15 protein-coding genes and 1 pseudogene are annotated in these 19,867 nt (G+C 63.2%); 7 read left to right on the top strand and 9 right to left on the bottom strand.

Annotated features, from left to right (window positions below):
* The first annotated feature begins 71 nt into the window (after positions 1-71).
* The gene (gene fabA, locus Q390_RS0111565; RefSeq protein WP_027996203.1) at positions 72-611 is read left to right on the top strand and encodes a 3-hydroxyacyl-[acyl-carrier-protein] dehydratase FabA; all 540 of its coding nucleotides are present in this window, start codon (positions 72-74) and stop codon (positions 609-611) included.
* Positions 608-1,837 (top strand): beta-ketoacyl-ACP synthase I, encoded by a 1,230-nt coding sequence (gene fabB, locus Q390_RS0111560; RefSeq protein ID WP_211250455.1) that lies wholly within the window; start codon positions 608-610, stop codon positions 1,835-1,837. Before fabA ends, fabB begins: the two co-directional genes overlap by 4 nt.
* 104 nt (positions 1,838-1,941) lie before the next feature.
* On the opposite strand, the pseudogene Q390_RS18320 reads toward fabB, so the two are convergent.
* The 4 genes and pseudogenes from Q390_RS18320 to Q390_RS18315 all read right to left on the bottom strand — a co-directional run.
* Positions 1,942-3,062, bottom strand: a pseudogene (locus Q390_RS18320) (gamma-glutamyltransferase family protein); the annotation flags it as partial.
* On the bottom strand, positions 3,019-3,324 hold the full coding sequence (locus tag Q390_RS20340; protein WP_245606910.1) for a hypothetical protein: 306 nt from the start codon (positions 3,322-3,324) through the stop codon (positions 3,019-3,021). The gene Q390_RS20340 and the pseudogene Q390_RS18320, both read right to left, overlap by 44 nt.
* A gap of 239 nt (positions 3,325-3,563) precedes the next feature.
* Positions 3,564-4,052 (bottom strand): hypothetical protein, encoded by a 489-nt coding sequence (locus Q390_RS0111550; protein ID WP_027996201.1) that lies wholly within the window; start codon positions 4,050-4,052, stop codon positions 3,564-3,566.
* A gap of 80 nt (positions 4,053-4,132) precedes the next feature.
* On the bottom strand, positions 4,133-4,798 hold the full coding sequence (locus Q390_RS18315; protein ID WP_051603200.1) for a TetR family transcriptional regulator: 666 nt from the start codon (positions 4,796-4,798) through the stop codon (positions 4,133-4,135).
* 181 nt (positions 4,799-4,979) lie between these two features.
* Between Q390_RS18315 and Q390_RS0111540 the strand changes: the two genes are divergently transcribed.
* The 3 genes from Q390_RS0111540 to Q390_RS0111530 are packed head-to-tail and all read left to right on the top strand — an operon-like array spanning position 4,980 to position 10,959.
* Positions 4,980-6,296 carry an efflux RND transporter periplasmic adaptor subunit gene (locus Q390_RS0111540; protein WP_084153885.1) on the top strand — a complete coding sequence of 439 codons (1,317 nt, stop codon included), beginning with the start codon at positions 4,980-4,982 and terminating at the stop codon, positions 6,294-6,296.
* 12 nt (positions 6,297-6,308) lie between these two features.
* Complete coding sequence (locus Q390_RS0111535) at positions 6,309-9,500, top strand: efflux RND transporter permease subunit (protein ID WP_027996199.1); 3,192 nt, start codon at positions 6,309-6,311, stop codon at positions 9,498-9,500.
* A complete protein-coding gene (locus tag Q390_RS0111530) occupies positions 9,493-10,959 on the top strand; it encodes an efflux transporter outer membrane subunit (protein ID WP_156949892.1) in 1,467 nt (488 codons plus the stop codon). The genes Q390_RS0111535 and Q390_RS0111530 overlap by 8 nt, the downstream gene beginning before the upstream one ends.
* 167 nt (positions 10,960-11,126) lie before the next feature.
* Here the strand turns inward: Q390_RS0111530 and Q390_RS0111525 are convergent, their stop codons facing one another.
* Positions 11,127-12,155, bottom strand: coding sequence for a porin (locus Q390_RS0111525; protein WP_027996197.1), 1,029 nt, complete (start codon positions 12,153-12,155; stop codon positions 11,127-11,129).
* A 224-nt stretch (positions 12,156-12,379) separates the two neighbouring features.
* Here Q390_RS0111525 and Q390_RS0111520 point away from each other — a divergent pair, with 224 nt between their 5' ends.
* Positions 12,380-13,003, top strand: a complete 624-nt coding sequence (locus Q390_RS0111520; protein ID WP_027996196.1) for a Crp/Fnr family transcriptional regulator — start codon at positions 12,380-12,382, stop codon at positions 13,001-13,003.
* 113 nt (positions 13,004-13,116) lie between these two features.
* Here Q390_RS0111520 and Q390_RS20120 read toward each other — a convergent pair whose 3' ends face one another.
* Positions 13,117-14,118, bottom strand: a complete 1,002-nt coding sequence (locus Q390_RS20120; RefSeq protein ID WP_051603199.1) for a glycine zipper domain-containing protein — start codon at positions 14,116-14,118, stop codon at positions 13,117-13,119.
* Between the two features lie 246 nt (positions 14,119-14,364).
* The gene (locus tag Q390_RS0111510) at positions 14,365-15,858 is read right to left on the bottom strand and encodes an FAD-binding oxidoreductase (protein ID WP_027996195.1); all 1,494 of its coding nucleotides are present in this window, start codon (positions 15,856-15,858) and stop codon (positions 14,365-14,367) included.
* A gap of 218 nt (positions 15,859-16,076) precedes the next feature.
* Here Q390_RS0111510 and pepA point away from each other — a divergent pair, with 218 nt between their 5' ends.
* Positions 16,077-16,871 carry a flocculation-associated PEP-CTERM protein PepA gene (pepA, locus tag Q390_RS0111505; protein WP_169737279.1) on the top strand — a complete coding sequence of 265 codons (795 nt, stop codon included), beginning with the start codon at positions 16,077-16,079 and terminating at the stop codon, positions 16,869-16,871.
* Between the two features lie 157 nt (positions 16,872-17,028).
* Here the strand turns inward: pepA and Q390_RS0111500 are convergent, their stop codons facing one another.
* A complete protein-coding gene (locus Q390_RS0111500) occupies positions 17,029-18,552 on the bottom strand; it encodes a mercuric reductase (RefSeq protein WP_051603198.1) in 1,524 nt (507 codons plus the stop codon).
* 5 nt (positions 18,553-18,557) lie between these two features.
* Positions 18,558-19,862, bottom strand: coding sequence for a glucoamylase family protein (locus Q390_RS0111495; protein WP_037472831.1), 1,305 nt, complete (start codon positions 19,860-19,862; stop codon positions 18,558-18,560).
* Between the last annotated feature and the right edge of the window lie 5 nt (positions 19,863-19,867).

Genomic DNA, 19,867 nt, shown 5'->3' with positions numbered 1-19,867 from the left:
CGCACCGGCGCCCACCAGGCACACTGAAACCCCGAGGCGGCCGCGGCCGCTGTTCTGGAGCACAACTGAAAATGGCAGATTCTTTTTCCTACGACCAATTGATCGCTTCTGGCGAGGGCAAATTGTTTGGCCCCGATAGCGGCCGTTTGCCGCTGCCGCCCATGCTGATGTTTGACCGCATCACCCACATCGATGGCGACGGCGGTGCCCATGGCTTGGGACTGATCCGCGCCGAGCTGGATGTCACCCCCGATCTGTGGTTTTTTGCCTGTCACTTCCAGGGCGACCCGGTCATGCCCGGTTGCCTGGGATTGGACGCCATGTGGCAACTGATCGGCTTTTACCTGACCTGGCTGCAGCTGCCAGGCAAGGGCCGCGCTTTGGGCGCGGGGGAGGTCAAGTTCACCGGCGAAGTCGGCCCGGACGTCAAAAAGGTGACCTATGAGATCGACATCAAGCGCGTCATCAAGCGCAAGCTGGTGATGGCCATTGGCGATGCCCGCCTGTTGGCCGATGGCAAGGAAATTTACGTGGCCAACGACCTGCGCGTGGGCCTGTTCAAACGCGACGACGCGACAGTCGGAGCACCCACAGAGGGAGTCTCGGCATGATCACGAAAAAGCGCGTCGTCATCACAGGTGCGGGTATTGTCTCGTGCATCGGCAATGACCAGCAGGCCGTCACCGAATCGCTGCGCGAAGGCAAATCCGGCATCCGTGCCATGCCCGAGTTCACCGAACTCGGGCTGCGCAGCCAGGTGGCGGGCGTGCCGCAGATCGATCTGGATGCGCTCATCGACCGCAAGCTGCGCCGCTTCATGGGGGATGCTGCGGCCTACGCCTATGTATCGCTCAAAGATGCCATCGCGCAGTCGGGGCTCGCGCCCGCACAGGTGTCGCACCCGCGCACCGGCCTGATCATGGGTTCGGGCGGCGGCTCGCCAGCCAACCAGATCGAAGCCGCCGACACGCTGCGCAGCAAAGGCATTCGCCGTGTTGGTCCCTACCAAGTGACGCGCTGCATGGGCTCAACCGTGTCGGCCAACCTGTCTACCGCATTTGCCATCAAGGGCGTCAATTTTTCGATCACCTCGGCCTGCAGCACCTCGGCCCACTGTGTGGGCATGGCCGCCCAGCAGATTGCTTTTGGCCTGCAGGACGTGATGTTTGCTGGCGGCGGCGAAGAGCTCTCGTGGGGCTTGGCGCTGCTGTTTGACGGCATGGGCGCCATGTCCAGCAAATTCAACGACACGCCCGAGACAGCCTCGCGGCCTTATGACGTCGATCGCGACGGTTTTGTCATCGCCGGCGGCGGTGGCGCGCTGGTGCTGGAGAGTCTGGAGCACGCCCAGGCGCGTGGCGCCACCATCCTGGCCGAGATCGTCGGCTTTGGCCTGTCGTCCGACGGCGAGGATATGGTGGCCCCCTCTGGTGACGGCGCCATCCACTGCATGCGCCAAGCCATCGCTGATGCCGGCAACGCCACCATCGACTACGTCAACACCCACGGCACCTCCACCCCCGTGGGCGACCTGCCCGAGTTGCGCGCGCTGCGCGAGGTGTTTGGCGAGGCGGTGCCACCGTTTTCATCGACCAAGTCGCTCACCGGCCACTCGCAAGGTGCGACCGGGGTGCAAGAGGCGATTTACTGCCTGTACATGCTGCAAGGCGGCTTTATCGCCGGCTCGGCCCACATCGAGAACCTCGATCCCGCCGCCGATGGCATGCCTATCGTGCGCACGGCGCGCGATGCGCAGCTGACCACGGTGTTGTCGAACAGCTTCGGTTTTGGCGGCACCAATGCCAGCCTGGTGCTGCGCCGCTGGGACGGGGCATAAACAGCACTGACAAGGCGCTAGCACGGCGCTGAGAGCGCGCTGAAAAAGCAAAGCCCTGATCGCCAGATCAGGGCTTTTTTTACGGCAGTGGGACTGTGGGGGGCTCAATAGCCCAGCGTCATGCCATCCAGGTTGCGCGGGTCCGAGGCGCCGTACAGCATGCCGCCGCGTCGCTGGATGGTTTGTGTGCGGCCCATGGCGGGTTTCAGCACCACGGTGTGGCCGCGCTGTTTCAGCAGCGCGATGGTGTCGGGGCTGAGGCCTTTTTCGATGCGCAACTCGTCGGGCGTCCACTGGTGGTGCACGCGCGGCGTGGCGGCGGCTTCGGCGGGGTTCATCTCGAAATCGATGGTGTTGAGCACCGTTTGCAGCACCGTGGTGATGATGCGCGCGCCGCCGGGGCTGCCGGTGACCACGGTGGGCTGGCCGTCCTTGAGCACCAGCGTCGGCGTCATCGATGACAAGGGGCGCTTTTTTGGCGCCACGGCATTGGCGTCGCCGCCGACCAGGCCATAGGCGTTGGCCACGCCGGGTTTGGCAGAAAAATCATCCATCTCATTGTTCAGCAAAATGCCGGTGCCGCTGGCGACGATGCCGCTGCCGAAGTTGGTGTTCAGCGTATAGGTCACGGCCACGGCATTGCCGGCCTTGTCCAGCACCGAGTAGTGCGTGGTCTGGTCGCTCTCATAGGCTTGCGGCTGGCCGGGTTGGATGCTTTGGCTGCTACGCGCCATGTTCGGGTGGATGCCCTGGGCCAGCGCGGCTGGCGTAGCGTTTGGAAGTCAGCCCCTTGAGTGGAATTTTGACAAAGTCGGGGTCGCCCAGGTACTCGGCGCGGTCGGCGTAGGCCAGCTTCATGCTCTCGACCAGGTAGTGGATGGTTGGTGCGCTGTTCGGCCCCCACTGGGCCAGCGGCAGGGGCTCCAACATGTTCAGCATCTGCACCAGGTGCGGACATGTATAGTGTTAGCTTTACCAGCTAAAGGCTCCAACATGTTCAGCATCTGCACCAGGTGCGGACCGCCGGAGGAGGGCGGCGGCACATAGTGATGATGTCGTAGCCCCGGTAGGTGCCGCGTGTCGGCACGCGTTCGACCACTTGGTAGTCACGCAAATCTTGCAGCGTCAGGGCGCCGGGGTGCGGTGCTATTTCAGCGGCAATTTTTTGGGCAATGGTGCCTTCATAGAACACCTTGGCGCCTTGCTGGCCGATCAGCCGCATCGACGGCGTTGCCGCCGCTTTGCAGAATGTCCAGCCCGATGCGCGAGGCCAGCGCCTGCTCAGTGGCGACCATGCCGTTGTGTGCCACCACCCCGGGTGGAACACGTCCATGTCGAAGTCGTAGGTGGCGCTGGCGGTCTGCGCGGCGGCCGGGGACTGCACCACAGCTGCCCTGCATGGCTGGGGGCGGTGCGCTGCTGCAGGCCGTGAGGCTGGCCAGCGCCAGAGCAAAGCTGCGGGTCAGCAGCGGGTGGTGGATGTGCATGGGTAAGCCTCCTGGAGGGTTTCCTGGGTGGATGACCCCTGCGTTCTAACCGCGAACGGCGCAGCGGGGTATGCGGGTATGTAGGGCCAGGCCCAAACCAAAGCTATGAATAAATGAGCTTGTAGCGCTCATATACATTGGCTTTTAAGGTGTTTTGTGCCTGAAACACATGTAATGTCAGCGCTAATAGCTCACATTTTCATACTTCTGCCGGGACGCGCAGAAGTGTTCAGAAGCGCTCAGAGCTGGCCTTCGGTCAGCGTGTCGAGCTGGAACTGGCCTTTTTTGTCCCACAACCAGGTGTCGGTGTAGGTCACACGCCCCAGGCGCGCGGGCACCGGAAACGGCGCGGCCGCGCGCACGGTACGTTCAATCTCGGCCACAACTTCGGGGGCATGGCGCGGCGCGCGCATCCAGTGCAGGCGGGTGATGCCGCCGCTGCGGTCGATGTCCACTTCCAGCACGCCGATGGCATACAGCAGGGGCGGCAGCTTGCCGTGGTAGATGCGCGGGGCGTTGAGGCCATACAGGTGTGTGGCTGCGTCCTTGCGGTACGCACGGGGTGTGGCTGCGCTGGAGGGCGGCGAAGGCACGGCGGCGGCGCCGATCGGTCGGTCGGTGCTGGGTCGGCGGCTCTGGGCCTGCGGCGATGCGGCTTGTGCCGCCTCCGCCGGCAGCGGCTCGGGAGGTGCTTTGCACGCTGCCACCAGAGAGGCCACGGCGGCCATGACGCTGGCAATTAGCCAGTGGCTGCGGGGGCCGTTGGGGCGCTGGGTCGGGGGCAGTGGTGAAGAAGGCATGGAGCAGGTCACTGTGCAGCAGAGGTGGTTGGCGAGTGTACCCAAGGCCCCGTGTGGCTGCGCAGTCCCAACCCGGCAAAGTACACATCCAGCGCGTTGCGACCGGTTTCCAGCAGGTCGAAGGCGCTGGAGTCGAGCAGCCAGTGCTGCACCAGCCCTTCCACCAGCGCCTGCAGGCCGTGGGCGGCGCAGGCCAGCGGCACCGGCGGCACCACGCTCTGGCGGGCAAAGGCCTGCGCCAGGCTGCTGCGGTTGCGCTCGACGCAATTGCCGTGCACCGCCACACGGTGTGCCTGTACGTCGCCCAGTTCGTCGGTGTATTCGACCTGGTGCGTGGCGATGTAGAGCACGCGGCGTGTTTGCTCGTCGGTGGCAATCAGGCGCAGGGCGTCGAGCATGGCGTGCCGGATGTCGGCCACTGGGTCGCTGGAGTGCGCCATCTGCGTGACGTTCAGCGTCTGCTCCAGCGGCAGGGTGACGCGCTCCATCATGGCGTTGAACAGGTCGGCCTTGTCCTTGAAGTGCCAGTAAATGGCGCCGCGCGTGGTGCCCGCCGCCACCGCAATGTCGTTCAGTGAAGTGCGTGATACGCCACGCGCCTGAAACAATTGTTCGGCTGCATCGAGCAGGCCCGAGCGTGTTGCCTGGGCGTCTGCCTTGGTACGTCTGGCCATGCGAAGTTCTCCATCAAAGGTGTCAATAGGGTCACTATACATACATTCTAGAATGTATGTATACTGCGGCGACACTCCCATTTCATGCATTTGTTACAGCCAGCGGCTGCGGTCCATGGCCGACTGCACCGCTGTTGTCTGTGGTATTGGTTGCATCTGTCTACGCCTCCAAAGGAAAATCATGCCCGCCTTGCGCAATACAAAAATTGCACCCTCTGTTGTTCCTGTCTTGCCTTGTGCGCGTGTGCGCTGGGGTCTGGTGGTTGGAGGGTTGTCGGTGGCCGTGCTGCTATCGGCCTGCGGCAAGAGCGACGCGCCTGCGGGTGCCGGTGCGCCGGGGGGGGCCAGGCCCGCGCCCGAGGTCGGCGTGGTCACGGTGCAACCGGGCGATGTGGGCTTGATCACCGAGTTGCCCGGTCGCCTGGAGGCCTCGCGGGTGGCGCAGGTGCGGGCCCGCGCCGCCGGTATTTTGCAAAAGCGGGTGTTTCGCGAAGGCAGCGACGTCAAGGCGGGGCAGTTGCTGTTCGTGATTGACGCCGCACCGTATGCGGCAGCGCTGCAAAGCGCGCAGGCCACGCTGGCGCGTGCCCAGGCCAACCAGGCCCAGGCCGCAGCACTGGCCGGGCGCTACCAGCCGCTGGTGGCGGCCCACGCGGTGAGCCAGCAGGAATACGCCAACGCCGTGGCGGCGCAAAAGCAGGCCGAGGCTGACGTGGCCATCGGCAAGGCCAGCGTGCAGACGGCGCGTATCAATATGGGCTACGCCAGCGTGACGGCGCCGATTTCTGGCCGCATTGGCCGCGCGCTGGTCACCGAGGGCGCGCTGGTCGGCCAGGGCGAGGCCACGCCGCTGGCGGTCATCCAGCAGGTCAACCCGATGTACGTCAATTTCACCCAGTCGGCCGCCGATGTGATGAAGCTGCGTGCTGCTCTGGCCGGTGGCCAGTTCAAAAAAGCCAGTGGCGACAACGCCGCCAGTGTGCGCGTGGTGCTGGAAGACGGCAGCACCTACGCCCAGCCCGGACGCCTGCTGTTTTCTGACCTGACGGTGGACCCGACCACCGGCCAGATCTTGCTGCGCGCTGAAGTGCCCAATGCCAAGGGCGAATTGCTGCCCGGCCTGTATGTGCGCGTGCAGTTGGAGCAGGCCCAGGCAACCAACGCCATTACCTTGCCGCAGCAAGCCGTGACGCGTACCGCGCAGGGCGACAGCGTGATGGTGGTCGGCGCCGATGGCAAGGTGGCGCCGCGCAAGATCCAACTCGGCGCGTCCAAGGGCGCGCAATGGGTGGTGCTAGAGGGCCTCCAGGCCGGCGAGCAGGTGATGGTCGATGGCTTCCAGAAGCTGCAGATGATGCCGCCTGGCACGCCGGTCAAGGCCGTGCCGTGGCAGCCTGCGGGCGCTGCGCCCACCACGCCCGCGGCGAAACCAGCCGCTGCAGCGGCCGCTGAACCCGCTGCTGCAGCAGCTGCAGCCCCCGCTGCTGCGGCGCAATAAGGAGCCTTCAGCATGGCAAAATTTTTCATTGACCGGCCCATCTTTGCGTGGGTGATTGCGCTGTTCATCATCGTGCTCGGCTCGCTGGCCATCACCAAGCTGCCGATTGCCCAGTACCCGCCGGTCGCGCCGCCGTCCATCGTGGTCTCGGCCGCTTACCCCGGCGCTTCGGCCAAAACGCTGGAAGACAGCGTGCTCGCCGTCATTGAGCGCGAGATGAATGGCTCCCCCGGTCTGATCTACATGGAAGCCACGGCCCAGGCCAACGGCACCGGCAGCATCACCCTGAGTTTTGCTCCCGGCACCAACCCCGAACTGGCCCAAGTGGATGTGCAAAACCGCCTCTCGCGCGCCACGCCGCGCCTGCCCGATGCGGTGAAGCAGCAAGGCGTGCGCGTGGACAAGTCCAACTCCAACTTCCTGCTGTTTGCCATTCTCTCGTCCAGCGACCCGAGCATTGACCCGGTGGCCCTGGGCGACTATGCCGCACGCAATGTTGTGCCCGAGCTGCAGCGTCTGCCCGGCATTGGCCAGGCACAGCTGTTTGGCACCGAGCGCGCCATGCGCATCTGGATCGACCCGGCCAAGCTGGCCGGCTTGTCGCTGTCGTCCGCCGATGTCACCAGTGCCATCCAGGCGCAAAACGCCCAGGTCGCCTCGGGCGCCATTGGTGACCTGCCCAACGTCGCTGGCCAAGGTATCTCGGCCACGGTGGTGGTCAATGGCCAGCTGTCCAGCGTCGAAGAGTTTGGCAACATCGTGCTGCGTGCCAACACCGACGGTTCGACCGTGCGCCTGAAAGACGTGGCGCGTATCCAACTGGGTGGCCAGGCCTATGCCACTGCGGCGCGCCTGAACGGCAAGGATGCCGTCGGCGTGGGTGTGCAGTTGACGCCCAGCGGCAACGCGCTGGCCGCCGCCAAGGCGGTGCGCGACAAAATGGACGATCTGCAGCGCTACTTCCCCCAGGGCGTGACCTACTCGATTCCGTACGATAGTTCGGGCTTCGTCAGCATCTCCATCAAGCAGGTGGCGATGACGCTGGTCGAGGCAGTGGTGCTGGTGTTTCTGGTGATGTTCCTGTTCCTGCAGAACATCCGCTACACCATCATTCCGACGCTGGTGGTGCCGATTGCGTTGCTGGGCACCTTTGCCACGCTGCTGGCACTGGGTTTTTCCATCAACGTGCTGACCATGTTTGGCATGGTGCTGGTGATCGGCATCGTGGTCGATGACGCCATCGTGGTAGTCGAAAACGTCGAGCGCATCATGAGCGAAGAGGGGTTGCCGCCGCTCGAAGCCACGCGCAAGGCGATGGGCCAGATCTCCGGCGCCATCATCGGCGTGACGCTGGTGCTGATCTCGGTGTTTGTGCCGCTGGCGTTCTTCTCCGGTTCGGTGGGCAATATCTACCGCCAGTTCTCGGCGGTGATGGTGGCCTCGATTGCGTTCTCGGCCTTTCTGGCGCTGTCGCTCACGCCGGCGCTGTGCGCCACGCTGCTCAAACCGGTCGAGGCTGGCCACCACCACGAGAAAAAAGGTTTTTTTGGCTGGTTCAACCGGGGTTTTACGCGCACCGCCAAAGGCTATGAAAGCCTGGTGGCGCGCATCCTGCGCCGCGCCGCCCGCTACATGGTCATCTACGTCGCCCTTATTGGTGTGGTGGCGCTGGTCTATACGCGCCTGCCGACCTCGTTCCTGCCAGCCGAAGATCAGGGCACGCTGCTGGTCAACGTGCAACTGCCACCCGGCGCCACGCTGGAACGCACCACCAAGGTGATGGAGCAGGTGGAAGGTTTCATGCTCAAGCAGCCGGAAGTCAAAAGCATGGTCGGCGTGCTGGGCTTCAGCTTCTCGGGCCAGGGGCAAAACGCTGCGCTGGCGTTCGTCACGCTCAAGGACTGGTCTGAGCGCAAGGGGCCGGGACAGGATGCAGCGTCGCTGGCCGGACGGGCTTTTGGCGCGCTCTCGGGTATCCGTGACGCCTTTATCTACCCGCTCAGCCCGCCGCCGATTCCTGAGCTGGGCAATGCCAGCGGCTTCACCTTCCGCCTGCAGGACCGTGCCGGTGCCGGCTCCGAGGCGCTGCTGGCCGCGCGCAACCAGCTGCTGGGCATGGCGGCCAAAAGCCCGATCCTGGCGCAGGTGCGCCCCGATGGCCTGGAAGACGCACCGCAGTTGCAGATCGACATCGACCGTGACAAGGCGAATGCGCTGGGGGTGGATTTTTCCAGCATCAACAACACGCTGTCCACGGCACTCGGCTCGCGCTACGTCAACGACTTCCCGAACCAGGGGCGCCTGCAGCGCGTTGTGGTGCAGGCCGATGCGCCGGCGCGGATGCAACCTGAAGACTTGATGCAGCTGTACGCCAGCAACGCCAAGGGCCAGCCGGTGCCGATGTCGGCTTTTGCCAGCACGCACTGGGTCAAGGGCGCCATGCAGACCGTGCGCTACAACGGCTACCCGGCCTCGCGCATCAGCGGCGGCGCCGCGCCCGGCTACAGTACCGGCGCAGCGATGGACGAGATGGAAAAACTCGCTGCGCAACTGCCGCCGGGCTTTGGTTACGAGTGGACGGGCCAATCGCGTGAAGAAAAGCTCGCCGGCTCGCAAGCCATCATGTTGTACGGCTTTGCCATCCTGGCGGTATTCCTGTGCCTGGCGGCGCTGTACGAGAGCTGGTCGATTCCGTTGTCGGTGATTCTGGTGGTGCCCCTGGGCGTGATCGGCGTGCTGCTGGCGACCTTGTTGCGCAGCTACGCCAACGATGTCTACTTTCAGGTCGGCCTAATCACCATCATTGGCCTGTCGGCGAAAAACGCGATTCTGATCATCGAGTTCGCCAAAGACCTGCAGGCGCAGGGCCGCAGCGTGGTCGAGGCGGCACTGGAAGCCGCCCACCTGCGCTTTCGGCCGATCTTGATGACCTCGCTGGCCTTCATGCTGGGCGTGATGCCGCTGGTGCTGGCCTCGGGCGCCAGCTCGGCCAGCCAGCGCGCCATTGGCACCGGCGTGATCGGCGGCATGATCACCGGCACCGTGCTGGCGGTGTTCTTCGTGCCAGTGTTCTTTGTGGTGGTGCGCAGCCTTTTCAAGGGCAGCGCACGCCAGCAAAAAATGTACGCCGCCCATGCCGAAGCGGCAGGTGTCCAGGCCCAGGTAGCGAATGCAGCAGGAAATGAAGGCAAGCCCCATGCGTAACTGTAAAAATCCACTTTTCTCGTTGCTGGCGCTGACTACCGTGAGCGCAGCGGCGCTGCTGGCAGGCTGTTCGATGATCCCGACCTACGAGCGCCCGGAGGCGCCGGTGGCGACGCAATGGCCGGGCCAGGCGGCGGGTGCCGCGGCGAGCCAAGCGGCAGCCGACATCGCCTGGCGCGACTTCTTCCAAGACGCGCGGCTGCAGCAACTGATCGCTTTGGCGCTGCAAAACAACCGCGATCTGCGCATTGCCGTGCTAAACATTGAGCAGGTGCGTGCGCAGTACCGCATCCAGCGTGCCGACCAACTGCCCAGCGTCGGCCTAGGCCTGTCGCAATCGCGCCAGAAACCCGGTGCCAGCGGCGGTGACGGCGTGTCCAGCGTGGCGCTCGGCGGCTTGTCGTTAAACGCCTTTGAACTGGATTTCTTTGGCCGGGTGCGCGCCCTGAGCGAAGCCGCCCAGGCGCGCTACCTGGCCACGGCCGAGGCGCGCAAGACGGTGCAGATCAGTCTGGTGGCGGCGGTTGCGCAAAGCTATCTGAGCTGGCTGGCCGACAACGAGTTGCTGGCACTGACGCGCGACACCCTGGGCACGCGCGCCGAATCGCTCAAGCTGACGAAGTTGCGCTTCGATAACGGCGTGGCGTCCGAGCTGGACTACGCCCAGTCGCTGGCGTTGCAGGAGGCTGCCCGTGCCACGCTGGCCCAAGCCCAGCGCCAACGCGCGCTCGATGAGAACGCGCTGACGCTGCTGATCGGCCAGCCGATGCCGACCGACCTGCCCGCCGGCCCGGAGCGGCTGAGTGGCGAGCCGCTGTTGGCCGATGTGCCGGCCGGCTTGCCCAGCGATCTGCTGGAGCGTCGTCCCGACATCCGCCAGGCCGAACAGCAACTGTTGGCTGCCAATGCCAATATTGGCGCCGCGCGCGCCGCGTTCTTTCCGCGTATCAGCCTGACCGGCTCCATTGGCCGCGCCAGTACCCAGCTGACCGGGCTGTTCAGCGGCGGTGATGCGGTCGGTGCCTGGAGCTGGGCAGCGCAACTGGTGCAGCCGCTGTTTGATGCTGGGCGCAACCGCGCCGGTCTGGCCGTCGCCCAAGCTGAGCGCGACATTGCGGTTGCGCAGTACGAAAAAACCATCCAGGGCGCCTTCCGCGAAGTGGCCGATGCCCTGGCTGGCCGCGCCACCCTGGTCGAGCAGCTGGCAGCGCAGCGCGCCCAAACCCAGGCCAATGCCACCAGCTTTCGCTTGGCCGATCTGCGCTACCGCAACGGCGTCTCCAACTACCTGGACGTACTCGACGCCCAGCGCTCGCTGTTCGCCGCCCAGCAGGCGCTGACCCAGACCGCGTTGTTGCAGCAGCAAAACCAGGTGGCGCTGTACAAGGCGCTCGGTGGCGGTTGGACGGCTGAAGCGGACAAGGCGCAGGCGGCACCGGTGCCTGCTGCGCCGCTGTAAGCCGAACCTGCAGGCCGCCTGCGATTGTCATCATCAAAAAGAAGAGCGCCTTGCGCTTGTCACTGCTGTGTTTCAGGTGCTTTTAACCTTGAAACATAGGCAGAGCAAGCGCAAGGCGCTCTTTTTTTGCTAGCTCCAAGCACCTTGCGGTGCTTGGAGCTAGGACATCAGAAGCGGTGACGGATACCGGCGGCGATGCTGTTGCCGGAGTGCTGCGCGGTGATGCGGTCGCTCATCAGCAGGGTGTAGAGATCGGTGCGCTGGGACAACTGATAGTCATAGCCCACGGTCAAGGTCTTGCGCGCAATGTCGATGTTCGACAGCTTGGTCTGCGCGTAGGAGGCCAGCACCTTGCCCGCGCCCAGCGGCACCGAAGCGCCTACCTGCGCCGTCTTGGCTTTGGTGTCCACGCCGTCGGCAGACGACTGGCCATAGCTCACAAAGGCCTTGGCGACACTGAAGTCATAGGCGCCGCCCAGCATCCAGTCCTTCTGGGTGCGGCCGAGCAAGGCGTTGGGCGAGGGGTTGCTGATCTGGTCGCGTTCATAAAAACCGGTCAGCGTCACGGGGCCGTTGAAATACAGCGCATTCACGCCGACATTTTTCTTGCCGCTGCGCCCGGCCACTTCACCAAACTGGTAGTGCACATTGGCGCTCAGGCCGCCGATGTTGGGCGTACTGTAGATCACCTCGTTCGACCAGCCGGTATCGGAAGGTGTGGTGCCGCCCCAGATGGAAGCGTAGGGATCGCCCAGCGGCACGTTCATGTGCAGCACCAGCGGTGAGAAGGTGAACGAGTCGCCAAACGGGTTAGCCACTACCGACGGCAGAAAGTTCGGTGCCAGATCACGTCCGAGTGACAGCTTGCCGAAACCGCCCGACAACCCGACGTTGGCATCGCGTGAAAAGAAGCTGTCGCCCTCAAAGCGGCCCGCCTGGCCGGTGTCGGTGCGCAGGAACGAGGTCAGATTGAAGTGGGCCTTGAGGCCGCCGCCGAGGTCTTCCGTGCCTTTGAAGCCGAACCACGAGGTGGTCATGCCGCCGCTGCCGACCACGCTGGTCTGGCCGGGGTCGCCGGCGTAGCGCATCGAGCCGGCATACAGGTCAACCAGGCCGGTGACTTGCACCGAGCTTTGGGCGTGGGCGGCGCCCGCGCACAGCAAGGCTGCGCTCAGGGCGATCAGGGGGTGTTTCATCGGGTACTCCAGTGGGGTGGGACGCCGCTTTTGCGGCAGGGTGCAGCCCGGCCGGTGTGGCTGGGGCAGGCGGCATGGTAAGTAAGTTTTAGTCACTTTTGTGACCTATGTGCCCTTATATATCCAAGGGACATCCATTAAAGTTGCGTTTTGTTGTGCGTTTGCACCACTGTGTTTTGATCCTGCGCAAGGCGCCAAGGGTACCTGCCCTGCACAGTGACCGGATGTTGCCAAACCTGACTTTTGACCCCCATGCCGAGTGCGAATTGGCTGCCGCTGGCGACGTGCTGCAGCAGCGCCAGCAACGCCTGACCTCGGTGCTGCATATTGACAGCGGACGGGTCGTTTTAGGGGTGCGCGAAGACGGTCAGATGCGCCACCAGCTGGGGGTGGTGGAAGGGCCTTTCTGGCTGGACACGGCCTCGGCACTGCTCAATCTGCCCAGCGCCGTGGATATGGTTGCCGAGACCGCAGTGCAACTGCGCCGCAAGCCGTTGGAGGCGTTCCTGCGCGAAGTCCAGGCGCTGCCGACATCCACACAAATTTTGTTGCGTGATATGGCGACGGGCTATCGTCAGCAAACCGAGCTGGCCGTGAGTCGGCTGGCGCAAGACGCCGAGGCGCGCTGTGCCCAGTGGCTGGTGGCCCACCTGGAGCGCACCGAAGACGGCGTTGCCCGTGTCACCTTGCACCAGCGCAAGCGCCTGATCGCGGCGCAACTGGGTATTGCTCCCGAGACGTTTTCGCGCGTGTTGCGCAATCTGCGCGAGAACGGACTTGTTTCGGGCTCAGGCAATGTGCTGCAGGTGCTGCGCCCCGAAGCCTTGCAACAGGTCGCCGGCGTGTAGTGCCCCCTCTCACAGCCGCTCACCGCTGAAGTGGCAAAAATAAAGGGCGCTTGAGAGCGCCTTGGGCAGGACAGCTGCAGACGCCGCACCAAGCGACAACTGCGTCAGGTCTCTCAATCGACACGATGCCAAGCGTCACGTACTGAGTAGCGTGCCTGCTCCCAGGTCAAGCGCGATGTGGCGTTGGAACGCTCCCACTCTGCCCGCAATTCCTTTTCGACGTCGTCAAAGCGACGTCCAGGATACCGACCCTGTCCTTCCCAGCCTAAGCGATAAGCTTCCGAGTATTCTTCATAGCCATAGCCGGCCACATAGCCCGGGCGGGTGCGGTAGGCGCCGCGCCAGTAGGATTCCTCCGCCACTGGATTCATGGTTACAGCGCCACCGGGCGCAGCGGCGGCACCCACCAAGCCCCCCACTACCGCACCCGCTGCCATACCGACCGGGCCACCGACCACGCCTACTGCGGCGCCCGTCAGTGCACCGGCGCCCGCGCCCGTGCCGGCAGCCACGTTGTACGCATGCAGTTCGCCCTCTGTCTCAGGAATAACGACTGCTGCAACGCCTTCGCCGGCTTTGGCACCCACTACGCCTCCAATCGCCGCGCCGACCACCGCACCCACCGGGCCTACGGCAGCACCCAACACGGCACCCGTCATCGCCCCAGCGCTTGCACCCGTGCCGGCCGCCAGATTGTGCTCGTTCAATGGGTCATCCGCTCTTGGATTCACCACTTCGCCCGCGCCTTTGCCGGCCATGCCACCGGTCATTGCGCCAATGGCGGCACCGACCAGAGTGCCCACGGGACCGCCTGCAGAGCCCAAGATACCCCCTGTCAGCGCCCCTCCAGCAGCGCCCACACCGGTGGCCACCTTGTGCTCGGACGGCTCGCCACCCGCGGTCGGGTTGAAGTTTTCGGCTACCTCCTTGCCAGTCAAACCCCCAGCCACGCCCCCAATGACAGCGCCGACCACTGTGCCCACAGGCCCAGCGACTGCCGTGCCGATGGCTGCGCCAGCGACAGCACCGCCAGCTGCGCCTACCCCAGTGCCGACCGGATGGGCACCCTCTGTGCCGGTGATGGGGTCTTGGTTACGCGGGTTGTTATTAGACATATGTGCTTTCTTAGAGTGCTTTAAGGGGGTGTTGAACGCCTTGGGGTATAGGCCCAGCTCCGCTGTAGTCGCTAGCCCTTGCTAATCTCGGTACCGCATAAATCCTAAGTCTCTGCGGCGGTCGGTAGGCAAGCTGTCAGTCAATCCCGACAGATCCTGTGAGCGAAAAAGATGGGTGACTGCCGTGGAGTTTGGCCCGCGTGTCCTGCACGCCTTGAAAGCGTGGGGGCGTGCGATCCCGCGTGATCATCGCGCCAGGTTGTAGCGGCCCGGCGCGATAATGTTGTCGGGGTCAAGCACCCCTTTCAACGCCCGCACCGTGGCCCAGTAGTCGGGATCGGCGGCCACCACAGCCTCCATGTTGTCCGTTCGCGCCCGGTATAACTCCAGCCCGCTGGCCCGGATGTGCTCCAGCAGCGCGTCGGCGCACCGATGCGCCTGTGCCACCTCGGCCGGTTGCCCTCGGTCGAACAGCAAGTTGATGACCGCGACCATCGACGAGGCGGTTTCGATGTTGAGGGTGACGTAGAGCTCGTGCCCATGCCGCTGCGCAATGTGCTTGAACTCCTCGACGATCGCCGCGACAAAGCCGCCGTCCATCGGCAGCGCCGGGTTGACAAACAGCAAGCCGCAATTTGATTCGTCAAGGTGCGCCGGTGCAAGGTCGGTGCGGCTGAACTTCCACAGCAGGTTTTCAATGGCTACATCGGTCGGTACCCCCAGCGCGAGCCCGTGCAGCGGCCGAATGGCCGATAGCGCCGCCGCATGCAGCCGTGTCAGCCGCAGTGTGCGCAAACGATCGGCGATCGCGAACGCCACGTTGAGTCGCGCCGTCGTCACATGCCTGATCTGGGCCAGCTTGCCCATGCGTGCACCAATCTCTGCCAGCGCGGCGCGGACTTGGCCACTGTTGCCGGTGACCGCTGCGAGGCTGGTCCATTCGAAGGGAGCAACCAGATTCAAGGCCTGGGTGGTTTCGACCCGCACCTGCTCTGCGGATGCGCCGCACTGACGCTCCAGATACGTCGCAATGCCAAACGCCAGGGTGGCGTGGGAGCGTGCCCGATTGGCGACGTGCGTGACGGAGGTGAGTAGCCCGTCCCGCTTCAGCTTGGCCAGTTCGTCGAGGAAAGGCGCGAGGTTCTTCTCGTGTGACAGCGCCATCGAGATGGCCACTTCGCGCGGCCGGCGCGGAACCAGCCGGAAACAGGCACTGGTGACGATGCCGAAGTTACCCTGGAAAAATAGCCCGTCGAGCATCGGCCCGAGTCCATACGGATGGCTGTGTGCGAGCGGCGACTGTTCCCCCAGCCGCCTGAAACCGGTGCGCAGTACCTGGCCAGAGCCACACACCACCTCCAGACCAAACAGGTCTTCGCGCCGCGGCCCGAAATACCCCACACCACGGTCCAGCGCATTGCCCAGAATGCTGGTGTCGCGGCTAGAACCGGTGACGTTGAAAGTCAATTGCGGGCAATGTGCCGTCAGGAAGTCGTGCAATTGCCCTTGTGTCACGCCCGGCTCTAGGACGGCCACCGGGTGGTCCACCGAGATGCGATCCGCATTCAGGATGCGGTTCATGCGCCCGAGGTTCACCAGTTCAGACCCTGCAACGACCGGCGAGCGCGAACCATAGCCCCAGTTCATGCCGCGCGAGATCGGGTACAGCGGTACCTTGGTGGCGCGCGCCGCCTGGACCAAGCGCCGTACGGCTTCAATATTTTCGGGTTCATGCTCCATCGACGACCCCTTTGCGGGCTGTGAAACGCTAGCCTCCGCCCGCTTTGCAGTGAAAAAAGTGTCGGAAAATTTTTCAGTCCAGCTCGAACTCATCCATCCTGAATTCGTAATGCATTGATTTTATTGATGTTTTATATCTGGCACGGTTGATGCATAACTATAACGCTACCAGCAGCACCACTCCATTTAACAGCACTTTCATCACAGGAGATTTCGTCATGAAAACCAAGACAATTTACAAAGCGATGAGCATCGCAACCCTCGGCGCAGCTCTGACCTTCGGCGCAACGTTCCAAGCACAAGCCTTGCCGCTATTTACCGTCGATTCGGCTGTGCTGGGTGGCCCTGGTACGTTTGACGCTGACCATATCACTGGCGCTTCCTCTACCCTTGTAGAGTTTGATGGTGTGGACACTATCTCGGGTTCCGGCTATCTAGTGTTCAGCGCCTTCGATCTCAGCGGGAATCCCATTTTTGGCGGTACCGGCCTGACCACCGCCTACAGCATGTACGCGAGATTCAACTACACGGGTGTTTTGGGTTCGGGCACATATGGTGTCCCCGGTAATGTCTTCAATCTCACGGCTTTGTCATATAACCTGTATGGAGCACAGGGTCCTGTCACCGTGGTGACCGCCGATGCGGCACTTGTGAGGGCTGCAACCATCACGGCCCTTGCACCCGAAAAAATGATCGGCTCTGGCAGCCTTATCTCTGGAGTAGCAACCCTGAACAGTGAAGGGGGCTCTACCTTGACGACTACCAATACCTACCTGAATACGGCGTTCGGTAATACCTTCTTCATTGATCCAACCCCTTTCTATAACACCTCGTTTAACTCGATTACCAACAACCCATCGGGCGTGCTGCTGAATGGCAACTACACCTCGATCAATGCAACCAGCACCAGTGCAGACTTCACAGCGCGCGATGTGCCTGAGCCGGGCAGTCTGGCTCTGCTCGGTGCCAGCTTGATCGGCTTGGTCGCCATCCGTCGCCGCAAATCGGCGTAAGCTGATTTGACGGCTTCTTCGATACATTCGCTTCGACAGCCCCGCTTGCATTGCAAGCGGGGCTTTTGACGTTGATGGGTCGCCTTATTCTGGCGGTGCTTCCTTTTCAGGACGTTCTGCAGTGCCGGCGGCAGGCCGAGTGGGGCTTTCCAATTTTTTATCGATGTAGCCAAATGCGCATCAACCATGCGAGCCAGGGGCTGACGCCGGCACCTTGGTGGGCGTGGGCGGCCATGTGGATGGCGTCGGCCTGGGTGGGATAGGTGTGGATCACGCGGGCCACGGTTTTCAGGCCGATGCCGGCCACTATCGCCAGGGTGATGCCGTTGATCATTTCGCCGGCGTGGCGTGCCACCACGGTGGCCCCCAGAATTTTGTCAGTGCCGTCGTGGATGTGCAGTTTGACAAAGCCGTTTTCTTCGCCGTCGGTAATAGCGCGATCCACTTCGTGCATTGGCACGGTGTAGGTAATGACCGGGATGCCGCGCGCGCGCGCCTGCCTCACGTACAGGCCGACATGGGCAATCTCGGGGTCGGTGTAGGTGCACCAAGGAATGGTCAGTTCGCTTATGCGTTGGCGCCCTAAAAAGAGGGCATTTTGCACAGCGATGCGCGCCGATGCTGTAGCAGTATCGACAAACTGGTGTTCCATACAAACGTCGCCAGCGGCATAGATGTGGCGCTGGCTGGTGCGCAAAAAATCATCGACGCGGATACCGTTCTGGGCGCTGTAATCAATGCCTGCCGCGTCCAGCCCCAGGCCGGATACGGTGGGCACGCGGCCAATGCCAGTCAGGATCTCATCCACCCGGATGGTGGCGATGTTGCCGTCATTCCACGTTTGCACGCATTTTTTGCCGTTTTCCACCCAGACCTTCATGGCGTTGGTGTTGAGGTGGATTTCTACGCCGTCGCGCGCCAGTGCGTCCGCCACCATTTGCGCCGCGTCGCGCTCTTCCTTGGGTAAAAACAGTGGATGTTTGTGGACGATGATGACGCGTGAGCCCAGACGTGCCAGTGCTTGCGCCAGTTCGCAGCCCACGGGGCCACCGCCGATGATCAGCAAGTTTTCCGGCAATGCCGTCAAGTCGAAAATAGTTTCGTTGGTGTGATAGCCGGCTTCGCTCAGTCCCAGAATGGGCGGCAGCATGGAGCGTGAGCCGGTGGCGATCAAGGCCTTTCTGAAGCGCAGGCGGGTGCCATCCACCTCCAGCGTATGGCCGCCGGTAAAGGCGGCTGCGCCCAGAAAGACATCAATGCCCTCGGCGCTCAGGCGCGGCGCGGAATCGATGCGGCTGATGCGGGCGCGAATGCGGCGCAAGCGTTCCATCACCAGCGCAAAATCGACTTCAATGTGTGCTGGGGGGTACACGCCGTAATGGACTGCATTGCGCATATCGGCATACAGACGCGAGGTGCGAATCAGGGCTTTGGAGGGCAGGCTAGAAAAATTCAAACTGTTACCGCCCAATAAGTCGCGCTCTATCAGCGCCACCTTGATGCCGTTCCTGGCGGCTTTGCGCGCTGCTACCAAGCCGGCCGGCCCACCCCCGATGACCACCAAAGGGTAGGGATCGCGTGGCTGCGGATTGCGCCAGTGGACGGGATGGACATGCTCGCACAACTCGTGGTCATGCACCCCACCGGCAGGGTGTTTGAAGGGGGGATGGAGGTGTTCCATGGCCGCTACAGCCAGCCCCCTTGAAAGCCCGCCCGGCGCAGACCCTGCTGTATGTACGGAATGCTGCGATTCAAACGCCACAGCAGACCGCTGCGGTAGTTTTCAATCATCACCACCATGATCCCCTGGTCCAGGCCAAACTCGCCTTCCGACAGCCAGCCCTGTGGCCCGGTGTGGGCAACGGAGGCATTGAAACCGCTGGTATGGATCGATGTGGTGTCGCCTGGAGGGTCGTGTGCCAGTACGCTGCGCAGGGCCGGTAAGGTGATCTCAGGGGCGAACACCAAGGTGGACAGCAAGGACGACGGGCTGATGGTGCCGTCGTCCGGTCCATAGGGCACGCCGCGCGCCGCGTAGCCGTAGAAGGTCTGGTGTCGACCGATGATGGTCTGGGGCGCAACGCTGGGTCCGTCGCCGGCAGAAATGCCCCAGCAATCTGCCCCGTACCCAGTAAAGCCCAAGGGGTTGCGGGTGGCGTATTCGCGCTGCACGTAAGCGGCGCGGCGGCTGTTTTCAAAATAAGTGCAGTTCTTTTCGCGCATGAAGGCATCTTGTATGTCACGAAAATCGAGCCAGGCGTGCGAGAACTGGTGAATGAACAACGGCCCGGCATAGAGAAAATCCTGCCCATACAGGTTTTCCCATTGGTATGTCAGTGTCCAGGCCGGATAGCTCTCTGTGGTCAGCGGGTGACTCGGCGAGCCCAAGCCCAGCACGTACAACAGGATGGCTTCGCTGTAGCCCTCCCAGCCGTAGTTGAGAAAGCCGCATTCAGGCTTCCATCCATGGGTGACGGCGGCGTGCTCACGCTGCGCCCAGCGCCAGTGGATGCGCCGGTACAGCGCATCGCCGAGGCGGCGCAATTCGGTTTCCGCTGCGGTGGTTGCCGTGAAGTAGGCCGCAGCCGTCAGCACGCCGGTGATCAGAAACCCCGTATCGATCAGTGACAGTTCGGAATTCCACACGCGTTGGCCGCTTTGCATATCCAGAAAGTGGTAGTAATAACCTTGGTAACCGGTAGCGTCTGGCGCACCGGACTGGTCGCTGTGGGTCAAAAATTGCAACACCACCAGCGTGCGCTCCACCGCATCGGCGCGCGCCATCCAGCCCCGTTCCACACCGACCGGGTAGGCCGACAAGGCAAAACCGACGACGGCAATGCTGCATGGTGAGCCGGGGCGGGTGGTGTCGGCCACCAGGCCGTTGTGGGGGTTGATGTTCTGCAAAAAATAAGCAAACGCTTCTTGTTGCAGGGTATGCAGCAGGGCTTCGTCGGCATCCTTTACGCTGCTGGCCAGACCTGCATCCATGGGAG

The sequence above is a fragment of the Simplicispira psychrophila DSM 11588 genome (assembly GCF_000688255.1).
GTDB lineage: Bacteria > Pseudomonadota > Gammaproteobacteria > Burkholderiales > Burkholderiaceae_C > Simplicispira > Simplicispira psychrophila.
Note: the sequence above shows the minus strand (reverse complement) of the source record. Positions and strands in the feature narration are given on the sequence as shown.